Here is a 20,660-nt window from a genome sequence, read left to right on the forward strand (position 1 = left end):
TGCTAGATGCAAGTTTTCAGCTTACCTGCTTTGTATACCAATTAGATAGCTAGGGGGGTAGTTAGGGTAATCTTTCCGGCATTGCCAGAGTTAGTGGTTACGGCAAAAAGTCCACCGGGTTGAGGTGTGCCTTGGTAGGAATACAAGCCTTGGAAGGTTATGCCTTGTCCGGCGTTGATATCAATATTTCCTGCATTTCCGCTGTTGCTGGTATTACTAATAATTTGACTATTATTGAACGTGACTAAACCAGGACTGATAATCGAGACATTACTAGCATCATCGATACCCTTGGTGTCATTTTGAATAGAACTGTTATTGAATGTGATATCGCCGAAACTCCTGATGTTAACATCGCCGGAGTGTCCGTTACCACCAACATTCAACTCGTTGCTAGTGAGGATGCGGGTATTCGTCACGAATAAATTTCTAAAGGCTATCAGGCTAATGACACCCCCATTTCCCGCACTGCCGAAAGAGGATGAGGAAGAGACCAAATCGCCAGTATTAAAGCTGCCAGTGGTGGTAACAAGGCTAATGACACCCCCATTTCCCGCATTGCCAACAGAGTACGAGTAAGAGTACAAATTGCCAGTGTTAATGTTGCCATTGTTGGTATTGATGCTAATATTGCCCCCATTTCTTGCATCACCAGAAGGAGAGTACGAGTAAGAGTGCAAATTGCCAGTGTTAATGTTGCCATTGTTGGCATTGATGCTAATATCGCCCCCATTTCCTGCATCGCCATTTTGAGAATCTGAGGTCGAGTACAAATTGCCAGTGTTAATGTTGCCCTTGGATGCTTCCAGGCTAATCTCTCCTCCATTGCCATTTAGGGAATTAGAAGACAAAATTCCTCTGGTATTAATGTTGCCATTAATACTCGTGAGTTGGATGAGTGAGCCATTACCGGATTCGGCGCCAGAGTTTAAAGTAGCAGTTTCAATATCACCTTTGGCTTTGAAAACAATTGCTCCACCTCTGCCAGTGCCACCAGAACCATCCCAAATTTGGGAGGTGACTGTTCCCTTTGTTGTGTCAATGGCTCCATTGTTACTCGTGAGAGTTATGTCTCCAGCATTCTCACTACCATTCGTCTCAGAGTTGATGCTACCTGTTGTAATTTTACCGTTGGTTTCTAAGCGAATCGCACCCCCACTACCTGTTGTATTAGAAGGGGAGTACGAGAAACTGTACAAATTACTAGCAGCAATGTCACCATTGACGGAGTTGAGACTAATCTCGCCACCATTTGCTGAACTGCCATTTCGAGAATCTGAGGTCGAGTACAAATTGCCAGTTGAAATATTGCCCTTAGCTTCAAGACGAATTTTGCCTCCATTTCTGACACTGCCAGATGTAGAGTACGAGTAAGATATCAAATCACCTGTGGTGATTTTGCCGTTGTTGGTTTTAAGGGTAATCGCACCCCCACTACCTGTTGTATTAGAAGGGGAGTACGAGAAACTGTACAAATTACTAGCAGCAATGTCACCATTGACGGAGTTGAGACTAATCTCGCCACCATTTGCTGAACTGCCATTTCGAGAATCTGAGGTCGAGTACAAATTGCCAGTTGAAATATTGCCCTTAGCTTCAAGACGAATTTTGCCTCCATTTCTGACACTGCCAGATGTAGAGTACGAGTAAGATATCAAATCACCTGTGGTGATTTTGCCGTTGTTGGCTTCAAGGGTAATCGCACCCCCGTCATTGCTGCCATTGCTAGTATCAAGTCCTTGGGTGGAAATTATTCCAGCACTGTGAATATCAATAGCACCACCATTGGTGGTAATTCCCTGGATATTTACGTTTCCCAATGCTGTTGCTGTTGTTAAGCTAACTATTGCCCCAGCATCATTAAAACGCTGTAAAGTCATATTTCCATCTAATGTAATTCCGTCAGGCACAGCTCCAGGACTAGAGGCAGGTACAGTGCCAGAATTGACACCCCCATAAGCCAGAGTACTCTGCCCCGATCGCATAATTAATGCTGAACTTGTACTCAGGATTGCAGTATCTGGAATTGGAGACAAAGTGCTAGTATCTGGTCTAGTAATATTGATATTGCCCTGAAATCGAATATTACCTGTTGCTTCCACTAACAGCGATGCTCCTGTATAGTTAGCCGCTACATCTACATTGCCATTGGCACTGATAATCGGGTCATATAAGCTTACAAAATTTGCCAATCCCCCCGATACACTCTTGATGGAAAAACTGCCACCACTACTAAAGCGAGCATCCCCAGAAATAATCCCATCACTGACTAAATTCAGATTCCCCTCACTCACAAACGGTGTCTGCGTCGAATGATTCAGCGCCAAGATATCAATACCGCCATTTCCAATAACCGTGAGATTCCCTACTGATTGAGCCAAAAATGGAGTCGTCACACTATCGCGCACTTTCACCGTATCAGTTGCCTGTAACGTCAAATCTCCCCCAGAGAGTAACTGTCCCTGCAAGTCGAGATTGCCAGCCGATAGAGTAAGATGTTTCCTAGTTGATAAATTCCCTTGATTAATAATCGCAGTCGGTTGATTGGCAACCTCAGTAAAAAACAGCGCTCCCGGACTCACAGAAAGTAAACTACTCATTTGCGGTTGTGGTGCACTGAAATAGCCACTATCCCCCAACTGTATCCGCTCGGCTGTAGTCGCCACAAATGACCCCTGAATATCCAAACTGGCATTCGGGCCAAATACAATCCCGTTAGGATTGAGCAAAAATAAATTCGCCCCACCCAAAACCCCCAACCTGCCCAAAATATTAGAAGGATTGCCGCCCGTGACGCGAGTTAAAATGTTCTCAATTCCAGCAGGATTAGCAAAATAAACACTTCTGCCTGACCCCACATTAAACTTCTCAAAACTGTGAAACAGGTTAGCGCCGCGAGTTGCTCCACCATCAATGCGATCGCTAGGAATTCCCCGTATACTGACATTGGGTGTAACGACAGAACCTTCAACACCCAGCGTCTTGTCAGGCACGATTTGAGCCAAGACGCGATCGCTTACTCCGATTGAGAGTACCGCCACTAAAGCGACACAACCCCCAATTTTCCACTCCAAACCTCGATCAAAGCAGCTTTTAACAATCATAAGGTGGTTTTCTTAACATTTTTGCAAACCTCTACCCGCCCATCTCTCAATCACCTCTGTAGATGTATTCTCTGTATTTACTTATCTTTACATAATTAGGTTTTTTCACGCCGACTTTCTTAAATTCTTAAATTAATTAGGATAAGTTAAGTTGGCACAATAAAACCAAACTATATAAATAAAAGTAAGCAAGCTCAAGCCCTTTTTCCTCCTGTCCCCTGCAAGAATTGCCTGATCCCAACAATAATTATTTACGCCGAGCTACTTATTAGGTTAGTGGCAGTCCAAATCTTAACTATAATCTGCCTCATATAACAATTTTATTTATATATATCATTACTAATATAAAATTTGTATTTCGAGAAAACGAAACTGAGTGCCCCTTGCCTCCAAGTTAAAAATCAAAATTTATTTTAGCTAATGGTGTCAATCCCTGCTAAAATTCCAACTTAACTTTGAAGCTCCACGGCATTGAGTAACTGCTTGCTTAATTCATACAATAAAATCTTTAACTGAAGTTAGGCATTCTCCTATTGTGCAAAGTTAATGGTAAAATAAAGCAATACTGATTGCACAATTAGGCAAATAGCATTGCCCAAATGTGCAACTTCAGATCGAAATGGAGTTAACCCTATTTTCTTACTACGAAGAGAGAAAAATACTGCCTTACTTCTGAACGCTAATCAAATAAAGAATTGTGCGATCGCTAGCGAAATTTATAATTTAAACTTCCTTGTTGAAAAGAGTTATAAAAATAGTGGTTTTAGCTTATTCTCTACTGAAGGTAACAAAAGCGTCCGAGGAATGCGATGTCTGACGACAAGCCCTCCGGGTGCGCCAGTCGCTCATGGGGGAGACCCCCAAGACCGCGCTGGCTTACCGCTTTGCGTCTACGCATTCCTAATGAATGTAAAGAAACATTTCTGTTTCTTAAAAGAGGGGTTAAAACTTAGGACAAAATCTTCCTTGGAACCTATGGTATCCTCCTATGCAAAACCGATACCGCCAATTTCCTGTCCGTCGCTTTCTGGTAGTTATCTTCTTTAGCAGCCTCACATTTTGCCTGTGGCTGAATCATGTTCCCTTCACTGCTTCTTTGCAGACAAGATGGGGAGAACTAGCAACAGCACAGCCTCCCAATCCAAGCCAACTCGTACAACAAGGAATTGAACAATATCGCGCCGGAGATGTGCAAGAGGCGATCGCATCTTGGCAAACTGCCTTAAGTGTCTATCAAAACACCAGTAAACACGATGAAGCGGCAATTGTTCGAGAAAAACTAGCCATAGCTTATCAGCAACTCGGTCAATTCGGGGAAGCAATCAACTATTGGAAAGAAGCAATTGCCAACTATCGCTCCTCAAGAGAATTTGTGAAAGTGGGACGGTTGCTTACAGAACTTGCTCAAACCTACAGTCGTTTGGGGCAAAATAGAGAAGCGATCGCGCTTTTATGCGGTGCTTCTGAGACTGATGAAAATTGCCTTGAAAGTGAAGGAAGTGCTTTGCAAATTGCCCGAAAATTTAGCGATCGCCAGGGAGAAGTGGCTGCTTTGGGAAGCTTAGGAGAAGTGTATCGCCTCTGGGGAAAGTATGAGCAAGCCATTCAAACTTTAGAGACTAGTTTAAAGATTGTCCAAGAGAATAACCTCTCAGTTTATCGCGCCTCAGTGCTTAATAGTCTTGGTAATGCTTACTTTAGTAAAGCTCAACTTAACGAGCAGCGTGCTGATTCCGCTAAGTTAAGAAGTGCAGAGAATAAGGCTAATGAATTCATCACAAAAGCCACTCTTGATTACAATAAAGCTTTAGGTTATTTTAATAACAGTCTTGAACTAACCCGCACTCAAAATGACCTATCCGGTCAAATGCAGGGACTTCTCAATTTAATTCAACTTTATTACCGCCCCAAAATTTCAAAGTTACCTGACAATACTAATCAGGCAGAGCAAGCATTACAATCTGCTTTAACTCTACTTGAGAAACTCCCAAATTCTGTTAATAAAGTATATGCAGCAATTGATTTAGCCGAAGAACAACTTGTTTTTGTTAGTAATTCTACTTCATTTCAAGCTCAAAGTCTGCCGCGAAAGCTAAACGATTCACAAGCTGAGAAACTTCTTCAAAAAGCTGTTTATATTGCTCAAAGCATTAAAGATTCTCGTTCCGAATCATTTGCTTTAGGTAAACTAGGTCATCTTTACGAGTGCCGCAAGGACTACAATAAAGCTTTAGATTTTACCAAACAGGCACGCTTGGCAGCCGACCAAAAGCTGCGTGCTAAAGATAGTCTTTATTTGTGGGAGTGGCAGGCAGGACGAATTTTCAAGGCACAGGGGAAAGAATCTGAGGCAATTGCTGCTTACGAACGGGCGATCGCAACGTTAGAAGGTGAGGGCGGTATCCGAGATAATTTATTAATTGCTGAGCGAGACTTGCAATATAGGTTTCGGGATACCGTTAGTCCTCTCTACCGAGAATTTGCTACTTTAAAGCTAGAGCGTGCTGAATCACTACCGATTGCAAGTCAAGAGTACCAAAAAGAACTGGATTCTGCACTCGACACCATCGATTCTTTGAAACTAGCAGAATTGCAAAATTACTTCGGCAATGATTGTGTCTTTACCGTTTTTGATAAAGAACGAGTTGATGACTTAGAAAGAGAAGACACCGCCATTTTTAGTTCTATCATTTTAGAAGACCGCACGGCGATTGTGGTGAGTTTACCCAATCTGGAAAATAAGATCAAGCCCAATGTTGAAAGAAGATTGAAGAATCTGGCATGGATAGATAATAGTCAAAAATTTAGAGAAGAAATCAAAAACTTCCGTTTAGAAATACAAGAATTTTATGACCATACTGACGCTTTTTTAACACCAGCACAGAATCTATATAACCGGATTATTCGCCCTTTCGCTGACGATTTAGACCGAGCAAAAATCAAAACTCTCGTTTTCATCCAAGATGGATTATTACGCAGTATACCAATGGCTGCACTCCATGATGGTCACAAATTTCTAATTGAGAAATACGCCATTGCTACGACTCCCGGTTTGCACTTGACATTCCCTAAACCCCAAAATTTCCAAGGTTTGTGGATGCTAGCTTTGGGGTTAACCCAAGCAGCTACTGTTGATGGTGAAAAATTTAAGCCTTTGGAAAATGTTGCCGATGAAGTCAATCAAGTCACAAAGCTATTTCCAGGTAGCAAGAAACTCTTTAATAAACAATTCACTGATGAAGGCTTAAACCAAGAACTTAAACAAGCAAATTACCCGATTATTCACATTGCCACTCACGGACAGTTTGGCACTATTCCAGAAGATAGCTTTTTAGTTACAGGTAATAATAAGAAGATTACAATTACTCAGCTAGAGAGTGACATCCGCCGCTTTAGTGGAGGTTCGGAGCCAATGGAGTTGCTCGTGCTTACAGCTTGTCAAACTGGTGTAGGAGATGACCGTGCTACGCTGGGTATGGCTGGCATCACTGTGCAAGCAGGCGTTAGAAGTGCTTTGGCTTCCCTTTGGTACGTTGACGATGTTTTTACAAAAGAGCTAGTCGTTAAGTTTTACGAGAATTTGCGATCGCAAATGAGCAAAGCAGAAGCCTTGAAGGAAGCACAAAAGGCACTGATTAATCAGAACAAGAAGATTCACCCCGCCCAATGGGCACCTTTTATCCTCATCGGTAACTGGCTTTAGGGCAGGGTAAGCGTGATTAGCGTGCGCTGTCTGCAATCTGCTTTAAGTTTTCAATCCGTTTCTCAATAGCTTCCCGTTCTTTTGGTGGCAATTCTAGTATGGTTTTTGGTGCTTCCCACTTAGCCAAATCTTTTAACAGAGTTGAACCCACTTTTCCCAGTTTCGACACTTGAGCCAGTTTGAGTACTTCATCTAGCGCATTGTACCATAAACCTGCCTCAGCATAGATATTAGCTTTCTCAACACTATTTACTGCTCTGTTCAATTTAGTTTGCACAGTTGCTGGCATTTTTACAACCTCAATATTTGCCTCGTCTACTAAATCACCTGATGGATTATCTGGGTCACAATGAATTACAACCTGTAAGGAATATTCTTTTCCTGGTTGCAGCCCTAGTTCGTTCTCCGAAAACGGGGATAACTTCATAATCCCCGATGAACTCTGCAATGATATCTTGCGAAGTTCTTTAGGTTTACCGCTTGGAACCCACTCGTAAATCATGAATTTCATTGACTTGGAAGCAGAGTCACGAGGGACAAACCAAGCGAACGTAGGATCTGAAGATATCGTTCGTCCAACATAATTGCCAGAGGCAAGAACGGTTAACGGTATATCTTCTCCAGAACATCCTCTAGTCGTTCCTGCATCCGATTTACGGTCTTTCGGGACAGGTTTCTGATCGGCGGGTGTATAACTCGCAACAGATGCCGAAGTTACAATTAGCACTAAACTCAGGGTAAAACTGATGACTAGTTTGATGTTAATGCGTTTGTTTAGGAACCACTGAATTGGAATCATTATAATTTTGGTTGAGCAAACATTAATTTAATATATACAAACAAGAGTGCTATAATAGGTATATCTGATTAACATATTAAGTTTGCTAATCATTCTTCTCACTACTGCCGCAGATGTAAGCGAACAAGCAGGAGCTAAAAAAGTATTATCCTAGAAGCCCTTTTTTATGGAGCTTCACATTAAATTGGTATTACGTCCTATGCGGGCAAAAATCCAGCTTTTACTCGTAATAGGCCAAGTTAACTCACACAAAGTTCCTTTCTCTTTGAGAGACTTTCGCTGATACTTTCCTCGTAATTTTCTCGCTAAATTTATACACTGCTTCGTTCCTTGCCCTTCATAATTCGAGTGAATCCCAGTGCCATTATCTTTAATGCTTAGGGTGTACCAGCCTTCGTTTTGTTTGCCAGTAGCACTCAGACGGGTCACTCCTTTGGCATGTTTCCCGACATTGCATAATGCTTCTTCCAAAAATTGGCAGAGTTCTTGCTTTTGCTCGATGCTCAAGTATTGCTCGTCAATCGGAGCAAAGGAATAGGCTTTAACTTTGAGCGTTTGAAAGCAGGGAAAGTTTCGCTGGAGTGTATGGCTGTAGATTTCATATAAAAGGTTGCGAATTGGCAGCTTTAAGTCTAAGATTAGACCACTGCCGAGACGGAGACTTTCCTTTCGGTTTAACGCTTCTAGTTTTAGGTATTCGCCAACTTCTCGAATTTCGTAGTTTAGATTTTGCAGGTATTCGAGCAATTGATTTTGTTCTAAATCTTGGTCTTGGACGTGCCTCAAAATCTTGGCTAGTGTTTGCAGGGGCCCATTATGGATTACAACAAATGTCCGCTCAAGGGTGTATTGGCGGATCTCAATCTGAGACCTCAAAAATCGGTCATATTGATAAAAAGTACTCAAGATTACACCATTGATGACCAAAACGAGTAGTGCTGGCGCTACTGGAATCCACCATTTACTGAGGATGAAGGTATAAGCAATTCCAACTAAACCAAGGCAGGCAACTGCAACATACACAAGGTTTTTCAATGGAGATTGAGTCAGCCGACCGAGATAAATAGCTAAAACCCCCCAACTGATAATCCAAAGATATTCCCAACGCTGTGACCAGGTTTCTAAAACGGATTGTTTGTCAAGAACTGCACTGACAATTTGGCTAACAACATGGGCATGAAATTCTACCCCATAAATTTTACCAGGCGGTTGCAAATTAGCGATCGCATAGGTATCGATGAAGTCTTTAATACTAGGAGCAGTTACCCCAATCAAAACGATGCGTCCACCGAAAGCATGGCGCAGCAGATTGGGATTACCCTTCCCGTTTTCGATATCGTTAATATCTTTAAGCGATAGCGTGCGAAATCTTTCTCGACCGTTGCGATAATTAAGAAGTAGCTGAACTCCAAAATCATCAGTTTGCACATAGCCCCCAGAATTTGGCAAAAAACGAGGCAGTTCAGTGGAACCAAACCGCATTGTATTGCGATCGCGAATACCATTGCTCAGTTTAATGCCTTTAACCTTGAGATAGGTTTCCGCCAACCGTAAAGGTAGGGAAAATGCATATTTTTTATTATTTTCAGGTCTATTGGTTCCAAGTATTGCACGCCTGACTTTGCCATCATCATCGGAAAGAACATCTACAAAACCGATTTGTTCTGAGGGTAAGTCGGGGGGTGGCTTAATGACTTTGGGTAAGACTTTTTCAACCGCAATCAGATTTTTGATATCTTTAAAGGCTGCAACCAGTTCGGCATGACCGGGTTCAACGGGTATATCTCTAACAATATCAAGACCAATCACTCTGGGCTGGTACTTCTGCAACGTTCTCAGCAGTTTGGCAATCTCATGATCGGGTATAGGGTAATTTCTTATACCTCGTATATCCTCCTCATTAATTCCGACAATAACAACTCGTTCGTCGATAGGTTCAAAAGGACGCAGGCGGAGAAAGGAGTCAAGAGTTAGCCATTCTATAAATTGCAGTGACCCATTCAGCCGAAGGAAGATAATAACTACCAAAACAACAATTCCTGGCAGTGTTGCTATAGACCAGATGGTAATTCCTTGTTTAAATTTGTTCCAAATACCCAGTAACAACAGTTTCTTCCTTAACAAATTTTCTCAATCAATAAACCCCTCTTCTCTAGCTCGTTTCTCCGTTTGGATGCGGAGACTTTTGCCATCTTCCGGGTAAACGCCTAAAATGTCTTGAATTTTAGTCCAGTAGTGGCGTACCGTTCTAGGTGCTACTCGCATCCGTTCGGCAATGACTTTATCTTCCAATCCTTCTTCAAAGGCTAGATTGAGTACCTCTATCCATTCTGGCTTGACTTCTTTTGGTGGTATTTTGAGGTCTTTGGTATGTGTGACTCCTTTGAGTGCCAAATCAATCCGGCTCAACATCTCCTGGCTAGAAAGTCCTTTGTCCGCTACAGTAAACCCTCCTTCATGAGCATCGATGTCCGGTTTAATCCGTACCAGTGCTTTGACATAACTGCTTTGCACGACCAGATTGAGGGTAAGATAGTTTTTCATTAACGTTTCCAAGCTTTTAATGCCTCGATTGATTTCGGCAGTGTCCCCGAAAGTTTCTGGCAAGGAAAGATCCATAATAACTAAGTCGGGCCCAAATACTTCGACTTGCTTGATAGCATTCTGGGTTGTTTTGGCAGTGAGTATTTGGGCTTGTGGGTAGCGCCGTTTCAGTAGGTCAAGCGTTCCATTCAGGATTAGTTCATGGTCATCCACCACAAGTATTTTGAGCCTCCCTTGTTCTGGTAAATCTTGACTCATCGTTGAAACCTCGAATTTAACAACGTTACTGTACCGAATGGCATCGGGTCGTAATAGGGAAAAAGCTCGAAAAATCTAATGTTTTTTTACTGAAATCTTGCACCAACTTTTCCAACCACTAGGGATTTAACCTCTCTTCTGTGAATAAAAAGCTTTGTTCTCTGCCCTCCCCTCGCGTCGGGGGAATAGAGGAAGGTCGGAAGAGGGTTAGGTTTTCCAAACTTGCTAACCGTATCCTTAAACTGTTGGCGGATCAAGGGATAGCTACAAGATGTGAGTTGAAGTTTTTTTGTTTAGTAGTATAATGATAATACAAATCGTCGCTCTAAGCTATAAAATGATCAGGGCTTAATGGTACTAAGAAAAGCTGTAAACTATGTTTCATTAAAATTACAGGCATTCATATTATTAAGCAGTGGACGAGTCAACCGAGCGCCACAGAAAAATTAAACCATAAAATCTTTCCTACGAGTGATTGATTTACCATTTGGGGCAGAGAAAGGGGTTGATGATTTCATTGTTGCCAAGGGTCAATCAGCATTGGATTTTTTCATTTTCTTTTTAGATTTGGTTACTAACTGCAAACCTCGTTCATATAACTTCTCAAAAAACTGTCGAGAGATATAACCTCTGTCACCAAACTAGTTTACCAATTAAGTCCTTGTCGTAGAAAATTTGCGTGATATTAAGCAAAGCCGGAGACGCTCCACCTCCAGGCGAGATACAACGGTAGACTAAGCCCTGACCTTGATTTTTCTTAGATATTTTTAGTCTCGGCATTTTTTGTGACTTTTTTAGCGATTCTCAATCAATCGTCGCGTAAGCGTTCGCGCAGCCTCTCGTAGAGAAGCCCACCACAGGCATCACCTGAAGAATGCCCAGTTGAGCAAATTCATACACAGCAAGCTTTTTGCGCTTTCCTATCCGTCGAACTCACGTAATGTTAGAAAATAAAGCTCCAAACCCAGTTCCTGTGCTTTGTTTAAAAGTTGGCTGAAATTTTTCTTTGACTAGAGTGATGAAAGCGTTATATCATGTCCGGCTAATTAGTTATAATTCCCTTTCTCTATGCAGAAAGCCCAAAAAACCATCCCCTCTGCCCCTGGAGCGGTCTTCATGATAAGTCTTTAACCGGACATGATGTTAATTACTGCCGAAAAATTTCTACTTTTTCTAACACCACTTCTTGATTCGGACGATCTCTAGTTGTAGGCACATTAGCAATTTTGCTGACTATATCTAGACCTTGGACAACTTCACCAAAAACACTGTGTTTGTTGTCAAGGTGAGGTGTTGGTGCTTCTGTAATGAACCATTGCGAACCATTAGTACCGCGTCCGGCATTAGCCATCGACAGGATACCTGCACCAGTGTGTCTCAATTCAGGATGAAACTCATCCTCAAATTGATATCCTGGGCCACCAGTACCCCATCGGTTGGCTGTATCCAAATAACGACTCAGAGGATCGCCACACTGAATCATAAAATCAGGGATGACTCGATGAAAGCGAACCCCATCGTAAGCTGGAGTTCCCTTACCAGATTGACCAGTTTTAGGGTCTTTCCAGTCGATTGTTCCAGTTGCTAGACCGACAAAATTTTTGACGGTGTTAGGAGTTCGTTCTTCCTCCAAACGAACTACAATTTCACCCAAGGAAGTAATTAAACGAGCGTGCAGTGTTCCATCACCGGGAATATTAATTTCTGGAAAATTCATGAGGTATCCTATTGTGAAAATTGCCAGTGTTTGATCTACGATAAGCTTATCAGCATTCAAGTTACAGGTTTACAGATTACAAAAAAACTGAACCAAGGAAACTCTAGAAAACAAATATTTTACTCTGGTAAATTTATCGCTGGATTACGGCTAAAAAATCCTCTAGGGACTAACTTAAAGCCGACTCGGTGAACAGGCATCACAGGCCAATCTTCTGATCGCGGAATATGAGTTAGGCCCATTGTGTACCAGAGTACGATATCTTCACCCAGCAAAGACTCATTGTCTGAGATATATTTTGGTAAACCCTGTTGGGGTTTCGTCTGGTTCGGATAATCGCCCCCAGCATAAAGTTCAGTAGGTTTATATTTTGTTACCCAGAGGTGATGAGTTGCAAATTCTGCCTTTTGCCGGATTTTTGAGCCTTCCACAGGGAAAAATATCGAGTTTCCCCCAGGCATCAGCATATATCCCGGTGCATCCCCTAAAACATTCTTTTTGTCTGCGCTAACAATCATCCATTCTCGACTGCTTTTCATGTTCAAATCGCGCACAGCAGCTGTTTCTTTGGCTAGCGGGGTTTCTGCAACTGCGATCGCATTTCCTAAAGGATTTTTCTCATCCATCGGCAAAGCATTTACATTCATTTCCATTACAGAATTCGCCTGACCATCAACATCAAAATCTAGGCGATAGTTGAAAAAATGCTGGTGATTTACTCCAAAGATATTCTTAGCAATTAACCGACCATAAGAATCATCATCAGATTGCTTTTGGGCAGCCGTTCCCTGCGCCAGTAGGATACCCGTTAATTCATTTTGGACTTCCAAAGTCCCATCCTGGTGAAAGATCCAATTGATGCTGTAATCATAGTTGTCAATGGCTACCGTCATCTTCATCACTAACTCTCGACTGCGACGGACATCATTACGCTGAGTATTATATTCATAGTGTTTCCAAAGCATTCCATTATCGCGCTCGTAGATGCCGATAACCCCTGGTATTTGATAAGGTTCTCCCTGTTCATTAGCAAATACAGCATTTAGCAACAAGCCATTTTCAGGAATTTCTTTACTTAATTCCATCGTATTTGCTAGTAGACCTAAGTTGTATTCTCCAACATCAAAGGCATTTCTGAACGACCAAGTAGGTTCAGGATTCCCATAAGGTACTACCATTTCTGAGAGACTAGCGCGGTATAAAACTGGTCGAATCTTTTCCCCGTCATTATGCGTCACTTGGTAGAGCATTAATCCATTCCGAGGATGCATTGAATAGCGAAACTTCCAACCTTGCCAGCTAATTTCATTATCTTTTATCTGGAAACTTTTACCATTAGTTTGGAGGATTTTCAATGCTTTAAGTGGTGACAGTAATTTGCCCAAGGATTTGACATCGTAGTTCCAGTTTTCTTGAGAGAAAGGTATGTTTCCTCTGTCAACAAAACTGGCAATTTTACCCGTATTCAAATTGACTGTTGCTAAGACTCCTTCAATCGGACTACCGTAATAGTTCCAGCTTTTGCCTTTGTAGTAAGATAAGCCGCGACAAAGACGATTACCTGTTGCTTCTTCCTGTTGACTCTGAATTCCTGGTGCCCACCAACTAATTTTGACTTGCTCAAAATCAGTAATTCCCCGCCTTTGCATCGCTTTTTGCCATCGAGGATCGGCTTTAACCACCTGAGTTGCTAGTTCATATTCTGAATTAAGGATCGCAGGTTGAACAGACGCTATTTCTTTCCAAGAACTTAAAGTTTTGCTTCTCAGGTCAACAATTCCCTCATAGGTTTTATTTTCTGAACGTTCATAGATTACCAAAAAAACTTTTCGCCCAAAGACTTTACCAGGTGTAAAATTTAGAACTTCTTCTTTATCTGGTTCTTGTAAAGTAATAAGTGGAAAAGCTGCCATTTCGCTCAAAGTTTTTTCTCTTTGGATGACCGAAACAGCTGTGCTAATTTCTGACTCGGTTAGCGAAGTGAGAGGATGGGAAATCGAAGGCTGTTGAGCCGTCAATGTTTCCATTAATCCGAGTGAGAAAGAAATGACAACAATGATAGCAATAGATAGCCGCAAAAAACGCTTTAGCCGCTTAATCATCTTTTACATTTTTACAAAAGACTTGTAGTTATCTATTTCCAACCTTAAGATTGAAAACCGATAAATTAAGAGGCTAAAGCTAAATTAATTATAATAAAAGAACCCCACCCCCAACCCCTCCCCGCTTGCGGGGAGGGGAGGTAAAGCACAGCTTTGGCGGGGTGGGGTTCTAGGTATTATGCTTAATTACCTGGACATTATCTTACGCCGAAACCAAACGGCGTAAAGATTCAGCACGACGTTTAGCAATAGAGTTATTTGGAGCAAATTTGAGTGCTTCTTCGTAACTTTGTAACGCCTGAGTAGTTAATTTTTTCTTCTCGTAGGCGTGACCGAGATTATTCAATCCTGTTACGTAGTCTGGTTTAGACTTAAGAGCTTCTTTGTACTGACGAATTGCTAAGTCATATTGCTCTTGGGTAAAATAAACATAGCCCAGCCCGTTGTAAATGGGGGCGATATTTGCTTCTTCCTCTTCTTGGGCAGCTTTGAGAGCTTTTTGAAATAGCGCGATCGCTTGAGAATACATTTTTTTTTCTGAATAAATACTGGCTAACTCATAATATTCTTGAGTCGTACCCTTTTCTTTCTCTAACTTCTTTCGCAACCTTGCAAAAGAGCCTTCAACCTTGCGAGTTTTGAAAATCTGGCGAAAAACACCCACGGCTGCAAGTGTGAGTAGAACCACTAAAATTGAGAGATAAACAACGGCTAGACTGTTATCCATTACTGCAAATACAAATATTATAAAGTTTGTTATTTGACCAATTTACGGTAAACCCCAATATTGAGAGCGTTGCTGGAGCCAACCTTTTTCTAAATAACGAGCGATCGCTTGATTCACGTTTCGTCTAAATTCATCGTACTGTAATCCCTTGGGCATTACTACAGCCAAAGGTTCAGTTGATAACTTAATTGGCAGTAGCCGATATTGAGGATATTGTTGTACCCAGCCGCTTAGAACACTAGCATCTGCGGCAAAGGCGACGGCGGCATTATTTTCTATTTTCTCTCGCGCTTCTTGATAGGAATTCACTCCTACTAACTCGGCGTTTGACAGATAGTATCGCACTTTAGGAATGGTGCTGGAGTTGTTAAGTACGGCAATTTTTTGTTTTGATAGATCGCTCAACTGCTGCACAGATGCATCTTTTGTAACTAGTACAGTGCCATCCAAATAGTAGGGAACGCTGAAACTAACTATGCGGGCGCGTGACTCGGTTGCTGTGACTCTAGCGATCGCAAAATCAACTTTCTTGTCTAAGACTACAGACAGGCGATCGCGATTCGCTACAGGTTGAAATTTTACAGCTTCGGCTTTACCAACCAAGTCAACTGCCAAACGCTTTGCCAAGTCAATTTCTAAGCCTTGCAAATTCCCGTTGTCATCTTTAAATCCCAAGGGACGCAAGTTATCTTTCACGGCAACATTTAAATAGCCCCGCTGCTGAATTTCTGACATTTCGGTAGCAGATGCAGTTAATCCTGTCCCCACTAGAGAAAAGCAAAAAATCCAAAAAATAGTGGCGGATAATACCAGATGTAACCGAGTAATTACTTGCAATTTGTTACATCTGTTATACATCCCTTACCACCTTTATCCTTTAGCTTGAATTGCCAATTCAGCAACTTTGCCGAAACTAGCTGGATCGAGGACTGCCAATTGCGCCAACATCTTGCGATTTAGTTGGATATCAGCTTTTTTCAAGTTCCCGATCAACTGGCTGTAACTCAAGCCGTGTTGCCTGGAAGCAGCGTTGATGCGGGCGATCCAAAGGCGACGAAAATCGCGCTTTTTCTTTTTGCGATCGCGGTAGGCACTCCGTAGCGCCTTCATCACTTGTTGGTTGGCAGTTCTAAACAGAGTTGAATGGGAACCGCGAAAACCTTTAGCTAGTTTGAGAATTTTATTGCGGCGTTTGCGAGCTACATTACCGCGTTTTACCCGAGTCATAATTTATTTCCTAAAATATTTACAAATATGGGAGCATCAAACGCACGTTAAGTTCATCGCGTTCGTGTACAAGCGTACTCTGGCGCATCCCACGCTTTTTGTCAGAACTTTTATGTTCTAAAAGGTGGCTTTTGAACGCTTTACGACGGACGATTTTGCCGCTACCGGTGGCACGGAATCGTTTTGCCGCAGCTTTACGAGTCTTTAGTTTAGGCATGGTCTAGCTTTGATTCGACACGATCCATTATTATATACTATTAAAATTGCTATAACTGCAATTAAATAAAGGATTTAGGCAACCGCGATCGCTGTAGATAAACTTAGCTTCACTTATGGATGAGGTCAATATAGTCGAATATCACCCACGTTGGGCGACTTTGTTTACAGAAGAAGCCGAGCGGATTTGGCAGGCACTAGGCAATGACTTAGTTGTAGAAATTGAACATATTGGTAGTACCGCAGTACCAGGAATGGCAGCCAAACCAGTTATTGACATCATGGTGGGAGTGCGTTCCTTAGTAGATGCAAAATCTGCTATTTTGGCTTTAGAATCCTTGGGATACGTTTATTGGCGTGAAGATCCGCGTCCTGGACGGATGTTTTTTGTCAAAGGAATGCCGCCATACGGAAAGCAACGTACTCATCATATTCACATAGTCGAGATTGACAGCGAATTTTGGGAGCGCAAGTTATTTTGTGACTATCTGAGAAAGCATCCTGAAGAAGCCAGACGTTACGAAGCTCTAAAACGTAATTTAGCGGCAAGTTTTCGGAGCGATCGCGAAGCTTATACAAATGGTAAAAATGACTATATCCGTGCTTTGATGGTCAAAGCACGGTGTAATGGGATGGGAAAAAGCTAAAGCCATTAATTATTTAACTTTTTTAACTGGCCTTGACTTTGGGATCTAAAATTATTTGCGAAGTGGATTTATTCACATGGTAAGTCCAAGATTGCTCTTTAACCTTGACAATCACTTCCCAGCCTTCCACGGGGTCGTACTGCTGGGTGCAGACTTCGCCAAAGTTGAATTGGCAGAGATTTCCAAAGGTTTTTGCTGTAGTTCGAGTAATTTTTAAATCAGTAATTCCTACCCCAGAACGGCTTGAGGCATCGCTCAAAATTGCATCTGCGATCGCCTTCGGCAATGTTTGTAAAGTAATCACTTTCGGATCTAAAACGATTTGTTTTCCAGATTTATCTACATGGTAAGTCCACGAATCTTGACGAACTCTGACAACTACTTCCCAGCCTTCAATAAGGTTGTATTCTCTAGTACAAACTTCTCCAAATTTGAACTCACAGGGATTACCAAAGGTTTTCGATGTAACTTGGGTAATTTCTAATTCTCGTTTACGTAAGCCGGAGCGCCTGGAAGCATCTCGTAAAATTTTATTAGCGATCGCTTTCGGTAACTCGTTTATTTGTGATTTGGATAATTGAGTGCCGTCTGGGTAAGGTATAGCCCCAGCAGAATTGTTTTCAATGAGTCCGAATCCATAGGATAGCAAGCTTGTCAACACCAGCGTCAAGAAAATTCCTCTGCGTGACTTGAAGGTGCTTTTAATTACGGCAGATGCTTGGATGATTGATTTTTTCATATATATATATGTATTGATTGTTAAAAATTGAACGGATAATATCGCAATTCCAATCATAATTTGTTTGACGTTGCACTCTCAATTCAGTTTTCTTATAAGGAGTGGAAGAGTAGTAATGCTGAGTGCTGAGTGGGGAGCAGGGGGAGATGAGGGGGATAAGGGAGACAAGGGGGAATTATTGAATAAATCTCTCCCTTATCTTCCCCCTCTTGCTTGTCTTTCTCATCTCTTCTCCATGCCCTGTTTGGCCAATGCCCAATGTCCCATCTTTTATACTTGTTTGCTTATTGCCGCTAAATTCACAACACATTCAGGAAATTGGCGTTTTAATGCTGGAAACACTGGACAAGGCGCTTGTTCTTGTAAATTATCCGGTTTACTCCAAGTAAAGGGAGCTTTCTGCGCCGCAGACATCCACAACAGAAGCTTTGCTCGTGTCATGGCAACATAGAGTAAACGATACTCTTCAGATGTTTTCAAATTTTTTGCCACCTCCCATGCCTGACTAACATCCGGTATGACAGATTCTTCGTGGAGAGTAGCGCGAATTTGGGCGCGGGCTACTTCTGATAAGGTAAAATCGCCTAAAAATTGGCTTTGGGGAGGAACCCAAAATCTGCCAGGAATCAAGTTTTCGTGGAGAAAGGGAAGAAATACATAGTCCCAATCTAGCCCTTTAGCTTTGTGCATAGTGATAATCGTCAGTTGACCGCGACGGGTATAACGTTCTTCCGAATCCTCGGTTTCCACTGGTTCAAACCGTTCGGAACTAACGATTTCACTTAAAGCTGAAAGCATTCTCCCCATCGAACTATTGCCAGCTATCTGCTGATTTACCCGTTCTGCGAGTTTATCAGCAGTTGCCAATTCTGCCTGGTCGTAATTTAAGGTTAAGGCGAGAAAGGAAATTAGCTGGTATAAGGGTAGTTCTAAACGAGCGCGGAGTAAGCTGCGACACAAGCGGGCAGCTTTTTGTTCTGTTTCTGGCTGGGGTGTTGCTAGGGGACCAGGATACAAAAACTCTTCTGGCAGACTAGCAAGGGCGTTGAGGTCTTGGGTAGGAATTAATTGGCGCTGTACTAATGCTTCTAGGGCGGCTTTGAGGTAATCGGGGGAGTGGGGGCGATCGCAAAATTGCAATAATGCCAAAATTTCTTGGGGGACATGGGAACGGCGATCGCGTTCTCCCACATCATAAAGTGTAATTTTATGCTCTTTGCACATAGGTGTCAGAGCCTCTGCTAACCATCGTCCTTGGCGATTTTCTCGGACTAAAATTGCTGCACTATTTTTTGTTGGATCTTCACCAAATAACTCAATTACCCTTTGAGATAACAATTCAACAGTGTGATGAATGTCACGCGGTGTATAAAGTTCTAATCCTCGTCCTACGGGTGCGGGGTTAGCGTTAGCTTGCGGATCGCCAGCTTCCACAGGGCGAATTGTCTGCAAACGAAATGGTACTTGTCGGTTGTCAGGAATCTGTTGTTTGTTGTTAGTTTTGCTTGTTGCTAACCACTGATTATTGATCCATTTGAGGGCAAAGTTAGCGGCTTCAATGATAATTCTAGTACTGCGACCAGCTCGATCCATCGTTGCCAATCGTTCGATGCGATCGCACTCTTCGCAAAATTGCCGGAAATAAATCGGATCGGCTGGAGTAAAGGTAGAGTTAATCGCCTGGTTAGGATCGCCAACTCGGACTAAATTTAGTGCTGTTAGCGGTAGCGGGGCGTTTAGCCCGTGCTGAGTGCTGAGTGCTGAGTTAGGAGTTAGGAGTGGGGAGTTAGGAGTTAGGGGTGCTGAGTTAGGAGTTAGGAGTGGGGAATTCTCTCGCTGATATTCGCCATTACTCGCCAAAATTTCTAATAGCTGCGTCTGAAGGGGGCTAGAATCTTGAGCTTCGTCTTCAAAGACGGCGAATATTTGGTTTTGCTCGATGTGACGGGCACTGTCGTTTTCTAAAACGCGCAGTGCAGCTAAAATCATATCGTCGTAGTCAATGAAATCACGCGATCGCATCAATTTTTGATATTGCTCGTACAATCCCGCTGCTACACTCAAAATTGCATATTCATCTGTGGTTTGTTTACTCCACTCCCGCAACAATTCTGGCGATATCCCAGAACTTTTTGCTTCATGAATTACCGTATTAGCTAATTCCGGTAATACTTCTGTTCGCAGCACCGATTGACGACGCAACCTTTCTGTCTCTTCCCCGTCAAATTGATGACCTTCCAATAGCCGCAAATATACATTTGGATTATTTACAATCCATTGTTCTACAGCCGTTCTGATAAAGCGGTGACTTTGGCTTGGTGTAATTAATATGACATTTTCTAACTGCAAACCCGACAAATCAGAATGGCGGTTGGCAATGTTCAATGCTAAACCATGTAGGGTATAGACAAAAAAGCCCGTCTGAGGTAGAGATAAATCATCTCGTAAAAATTTGCGAATCTTTGCTTTAATATTGGCAGCAGCAGAGCGAGTAAAAGTAACGACTACCAATTGACGACGGGAAGATGAACGCTCATATTGACGTGCGATCGCGATCGCTGCTGCCGCCGCCATCCCAGTAGATTTGCCTGCACCAGGAACGGCTGAAATAGCCAAAGGCCCAGATTGCCAATCAGCCATTTGCTGCTGTCCAGGGCGGAGACTGTTGCGGATACGTGCTATGGCTTCTGCCCGTGTTATCCCTACGGGCAGAAGCCCAGACAATTCTGGGTGGAGTGATTCTGGAGGTAAAGCAGCAGTAAAATTAGTGTCTGACATTATAAAATTTTATATTTTAAATTTGGGATTTAATTCCAAAACTGCAGATATGAAAAATCATTGCTGTTTATCTGTGGTGACAAATATTTAATTACAAAC

At 42.3% G+C, this 20,660-nt stretch carries 15 protein-coding genes and 1 pseudogene; 2 read left to right on the forward strand and 14 right to left on the reverse strand.

The window, feature by feature from the left end; translation table 11 throughout:
• Nucleotides 1-41: 41 nt before the first annotated feature.
• Nucleotides 42-3,104, reverse strand: a complete 3,063-nt coding sequence (locus HWQ58_RS20920; RefSeq protein WP_292866729.1) for a filamentous hemagglutinin N-terminal domain-containing protein — start codon at nt 3,102-3,104, stop codon at nt 42-44.
• 988 nt (nt 3,105-4,092) lie between these two features.
• On the opposite strand from HWQ58_RS20920, the gene HWQ58_RS20925 reads away from it, so the two are divergent.
• Complete coding sequence (locus HWQ58_RS20925; RefSeq protein WP_292866731.1) at nt 4,093-6,807, forward strand: CHAT domain-containing protein; 2,715 nt, start codon at nt 4,093-4,095, stop codon at nt 6,805-6,807.
• Between the two features lie 16 nt (nt 6,808-6,823).
• Here the strand turns inward: HWQ58_RS20925 and HWQ58_RS20930 are convergent, their stop codons facing one another.
• The 11 genes and pseudogenes from HWQ58_RS20930 to rpmI form a co-directional block, all read right to left on the reverse strand.
• A complete protein-coding gene (locus tag HWQ58_RS20930) occupies nt 6,824-7,606 on the reverse strand; it encodes a DUF928 domain-containing protein (RefSeq protein WP_292866733.1) in 783 nt (260 codons plus the stop codon).
• Nucleotides 7,607-7,780: 174 nt separating this feature from the next.
• Nucleotides 7,781-9,712: a CHASE2 domain-containing protein gene (locus HWQ58_RS20935; protein WP_292866735.1), complete on the reverse strand. Its 1,932-nt coding sequence runs from the start codon at nt 9,710-9,712 to the stop codon at nt 7,781-7,783.
• 24 nt (nt 9,713-9,736) lie between these two features.
• On the reverse strand, nt 9,737-10,408 hold the full coding sequence (locus HWQ58_RS20940; RefSeq protein WP_292866737.1) for a response regulator transcription factor: 672 nt from the start codon (nt 10,406-10,408) through the stop codon (nt 9,737-9,739).
• 542 nt (nt 10,409-10,950) lie between these two features.
• Nucleotides 10,951-11,049: pseudogene (locus HWQ58_RS20945) on the reverse strand (transposase); the annotation flags it as partial.
• Nucleotides 11,042-11,188: a hypothetical protein gene (locus HWQ58_RS20950; protein WP_292866739.1), complete on the reverse strand. Its 147-nt coding sequence runs from the start codon at nt 11,186-11,188 to the stop codon at nt 11,042-11,044. The gene HWQ58_RS20950 and the pseudogene HWQ58_RS20945, both read right to left, overlap by 8 nt.
• Nucleotides 11,189-11,555: 367 nt before the next feature.
• Nucleotides 11,556-12,125 (reverse strand): peptidylprolyl isomerase, encoded by a 570-nt coding sequence (locus tag HWQ58_RS20955; protein WP_292866741.1) that lies wholly within the window; start codon nt 12,123-12,125, stop codon nt 11,556-11,558.
• Nucleotides 12,126-12,244: 119 nt separating this feature from the next.
• Nucleotides 12,245-14,227 carry a primary-amine oxidase gene (locus HWQ58_RS20960; RefSeq protein WP_292866743.1) on the reverse strand — a complete coding sequence of 661 codons (1,983 nt, stop codon included), beginning with the start codon at nt 14,225-14,227 and terminating at the stop codon, nt 12,245-12,247.
• A 202-nt stretch (nt 14,228-14,429) separates the two neighbouring features.
• Nucleotides 14,430-14,954, reverse strand: a complete 525-nt coding sequence (locus HWQ58_RS20965; RefSeq protein WP_292866745.1) for a tetratricopeptide repeat protein — start codon at nt 14,952-14,954, stop codon at nt 14,430-14,432.
• A 42-nt stretch (nt 14,955-14,996) separates the two neighbouring features.
• A complete protein-coding gene (locus HWQ58_RS20970; RefSeq protein WP_292866747.1) occupies nt 14,997-15,812 on the reverse strand; it encodes a transporter substrate-binding domain-containing protein in 816 nt (271 codons plus the stop codon).
• 12 nt (nt 15,813-15,824) lie between these two features.
• Nucleotides 15,825-16,181, reverse strand: a complete 357-nt coding sequence (gene rplT / locus HWQ58_RS20975; RefSeq protein WP_104908268.1) for a 50S ribosomal protein L20 — start codon at nt 16,179-16,181, stop codon at nt 15,825-15,827.
• Between the two features lie 19 nt (nt 16,182-16,200).
• Nucleotides 16,201-16,398, reverse strand: a complete 198-nt coding sequence (gene rpmI / locus HWQ58_RS20980; RefSeq protein WP_104908269.1) for a 50S ribosomal protein L35 — start codon at nt 16,396-16,398, stop codon at nt 16,201-16,203.
• Nucleotides 16,399-16,513: 115 nt separating this feature from the next.
• On the opposite strand from rpmI, the gene HWQ58_RS20985 reads away from it, so the two are divergent.
• Nucleotides 16,514-17,044: a GrpB family protein gene (locus HWQ58_RS20985; RefSeq protein WP_292866749.1), complete on the forward strand. Its 531-nt coding sequence runs from the start codon at nt 16,514-16,516 to the stop codon at nt 17,042-17,044.
• 22 nt (nt 17,045-17,066) lie between these two features.
• Here the strand turns inward: HWQ58_RS20985 and HWQ58_RS20990 are convergent, their stop codons facing one another.
• Complete coding sequence (locus HWQ58_RS20990) at nt 17,067-17,783, reverse strand: hypothetical protein (RefSeq protein WP_292866751.1); 717 nt, start codon at nt 17,781-17,783, stop codon at nt 17,067-17,069.
• Nucleotides 17,784-18,053: 270 nt separating this feature from the next.
• A complete protein-coding gene (locus tag HWQ58_RS20995) occupies nt 18,054-20,561 on the reverse strand; it encodes an ATP-dependent helicase (RefSeq protein WP_292866753.1) in 2,508 nt (835 codons plus the stop codon).
• Nucleotides 20,562-20,660: the final 99 nt, after the last annotated feature.

The sequence above is a fragment of the Nostoc sp. LPT genome (genome assembly GCF_017115165.1).
Lineage (GTDB): Bacteria > Cyanobacteriota > Cyanobacteriia > Cyanobacteriales > Nostocaceae > Nostoc.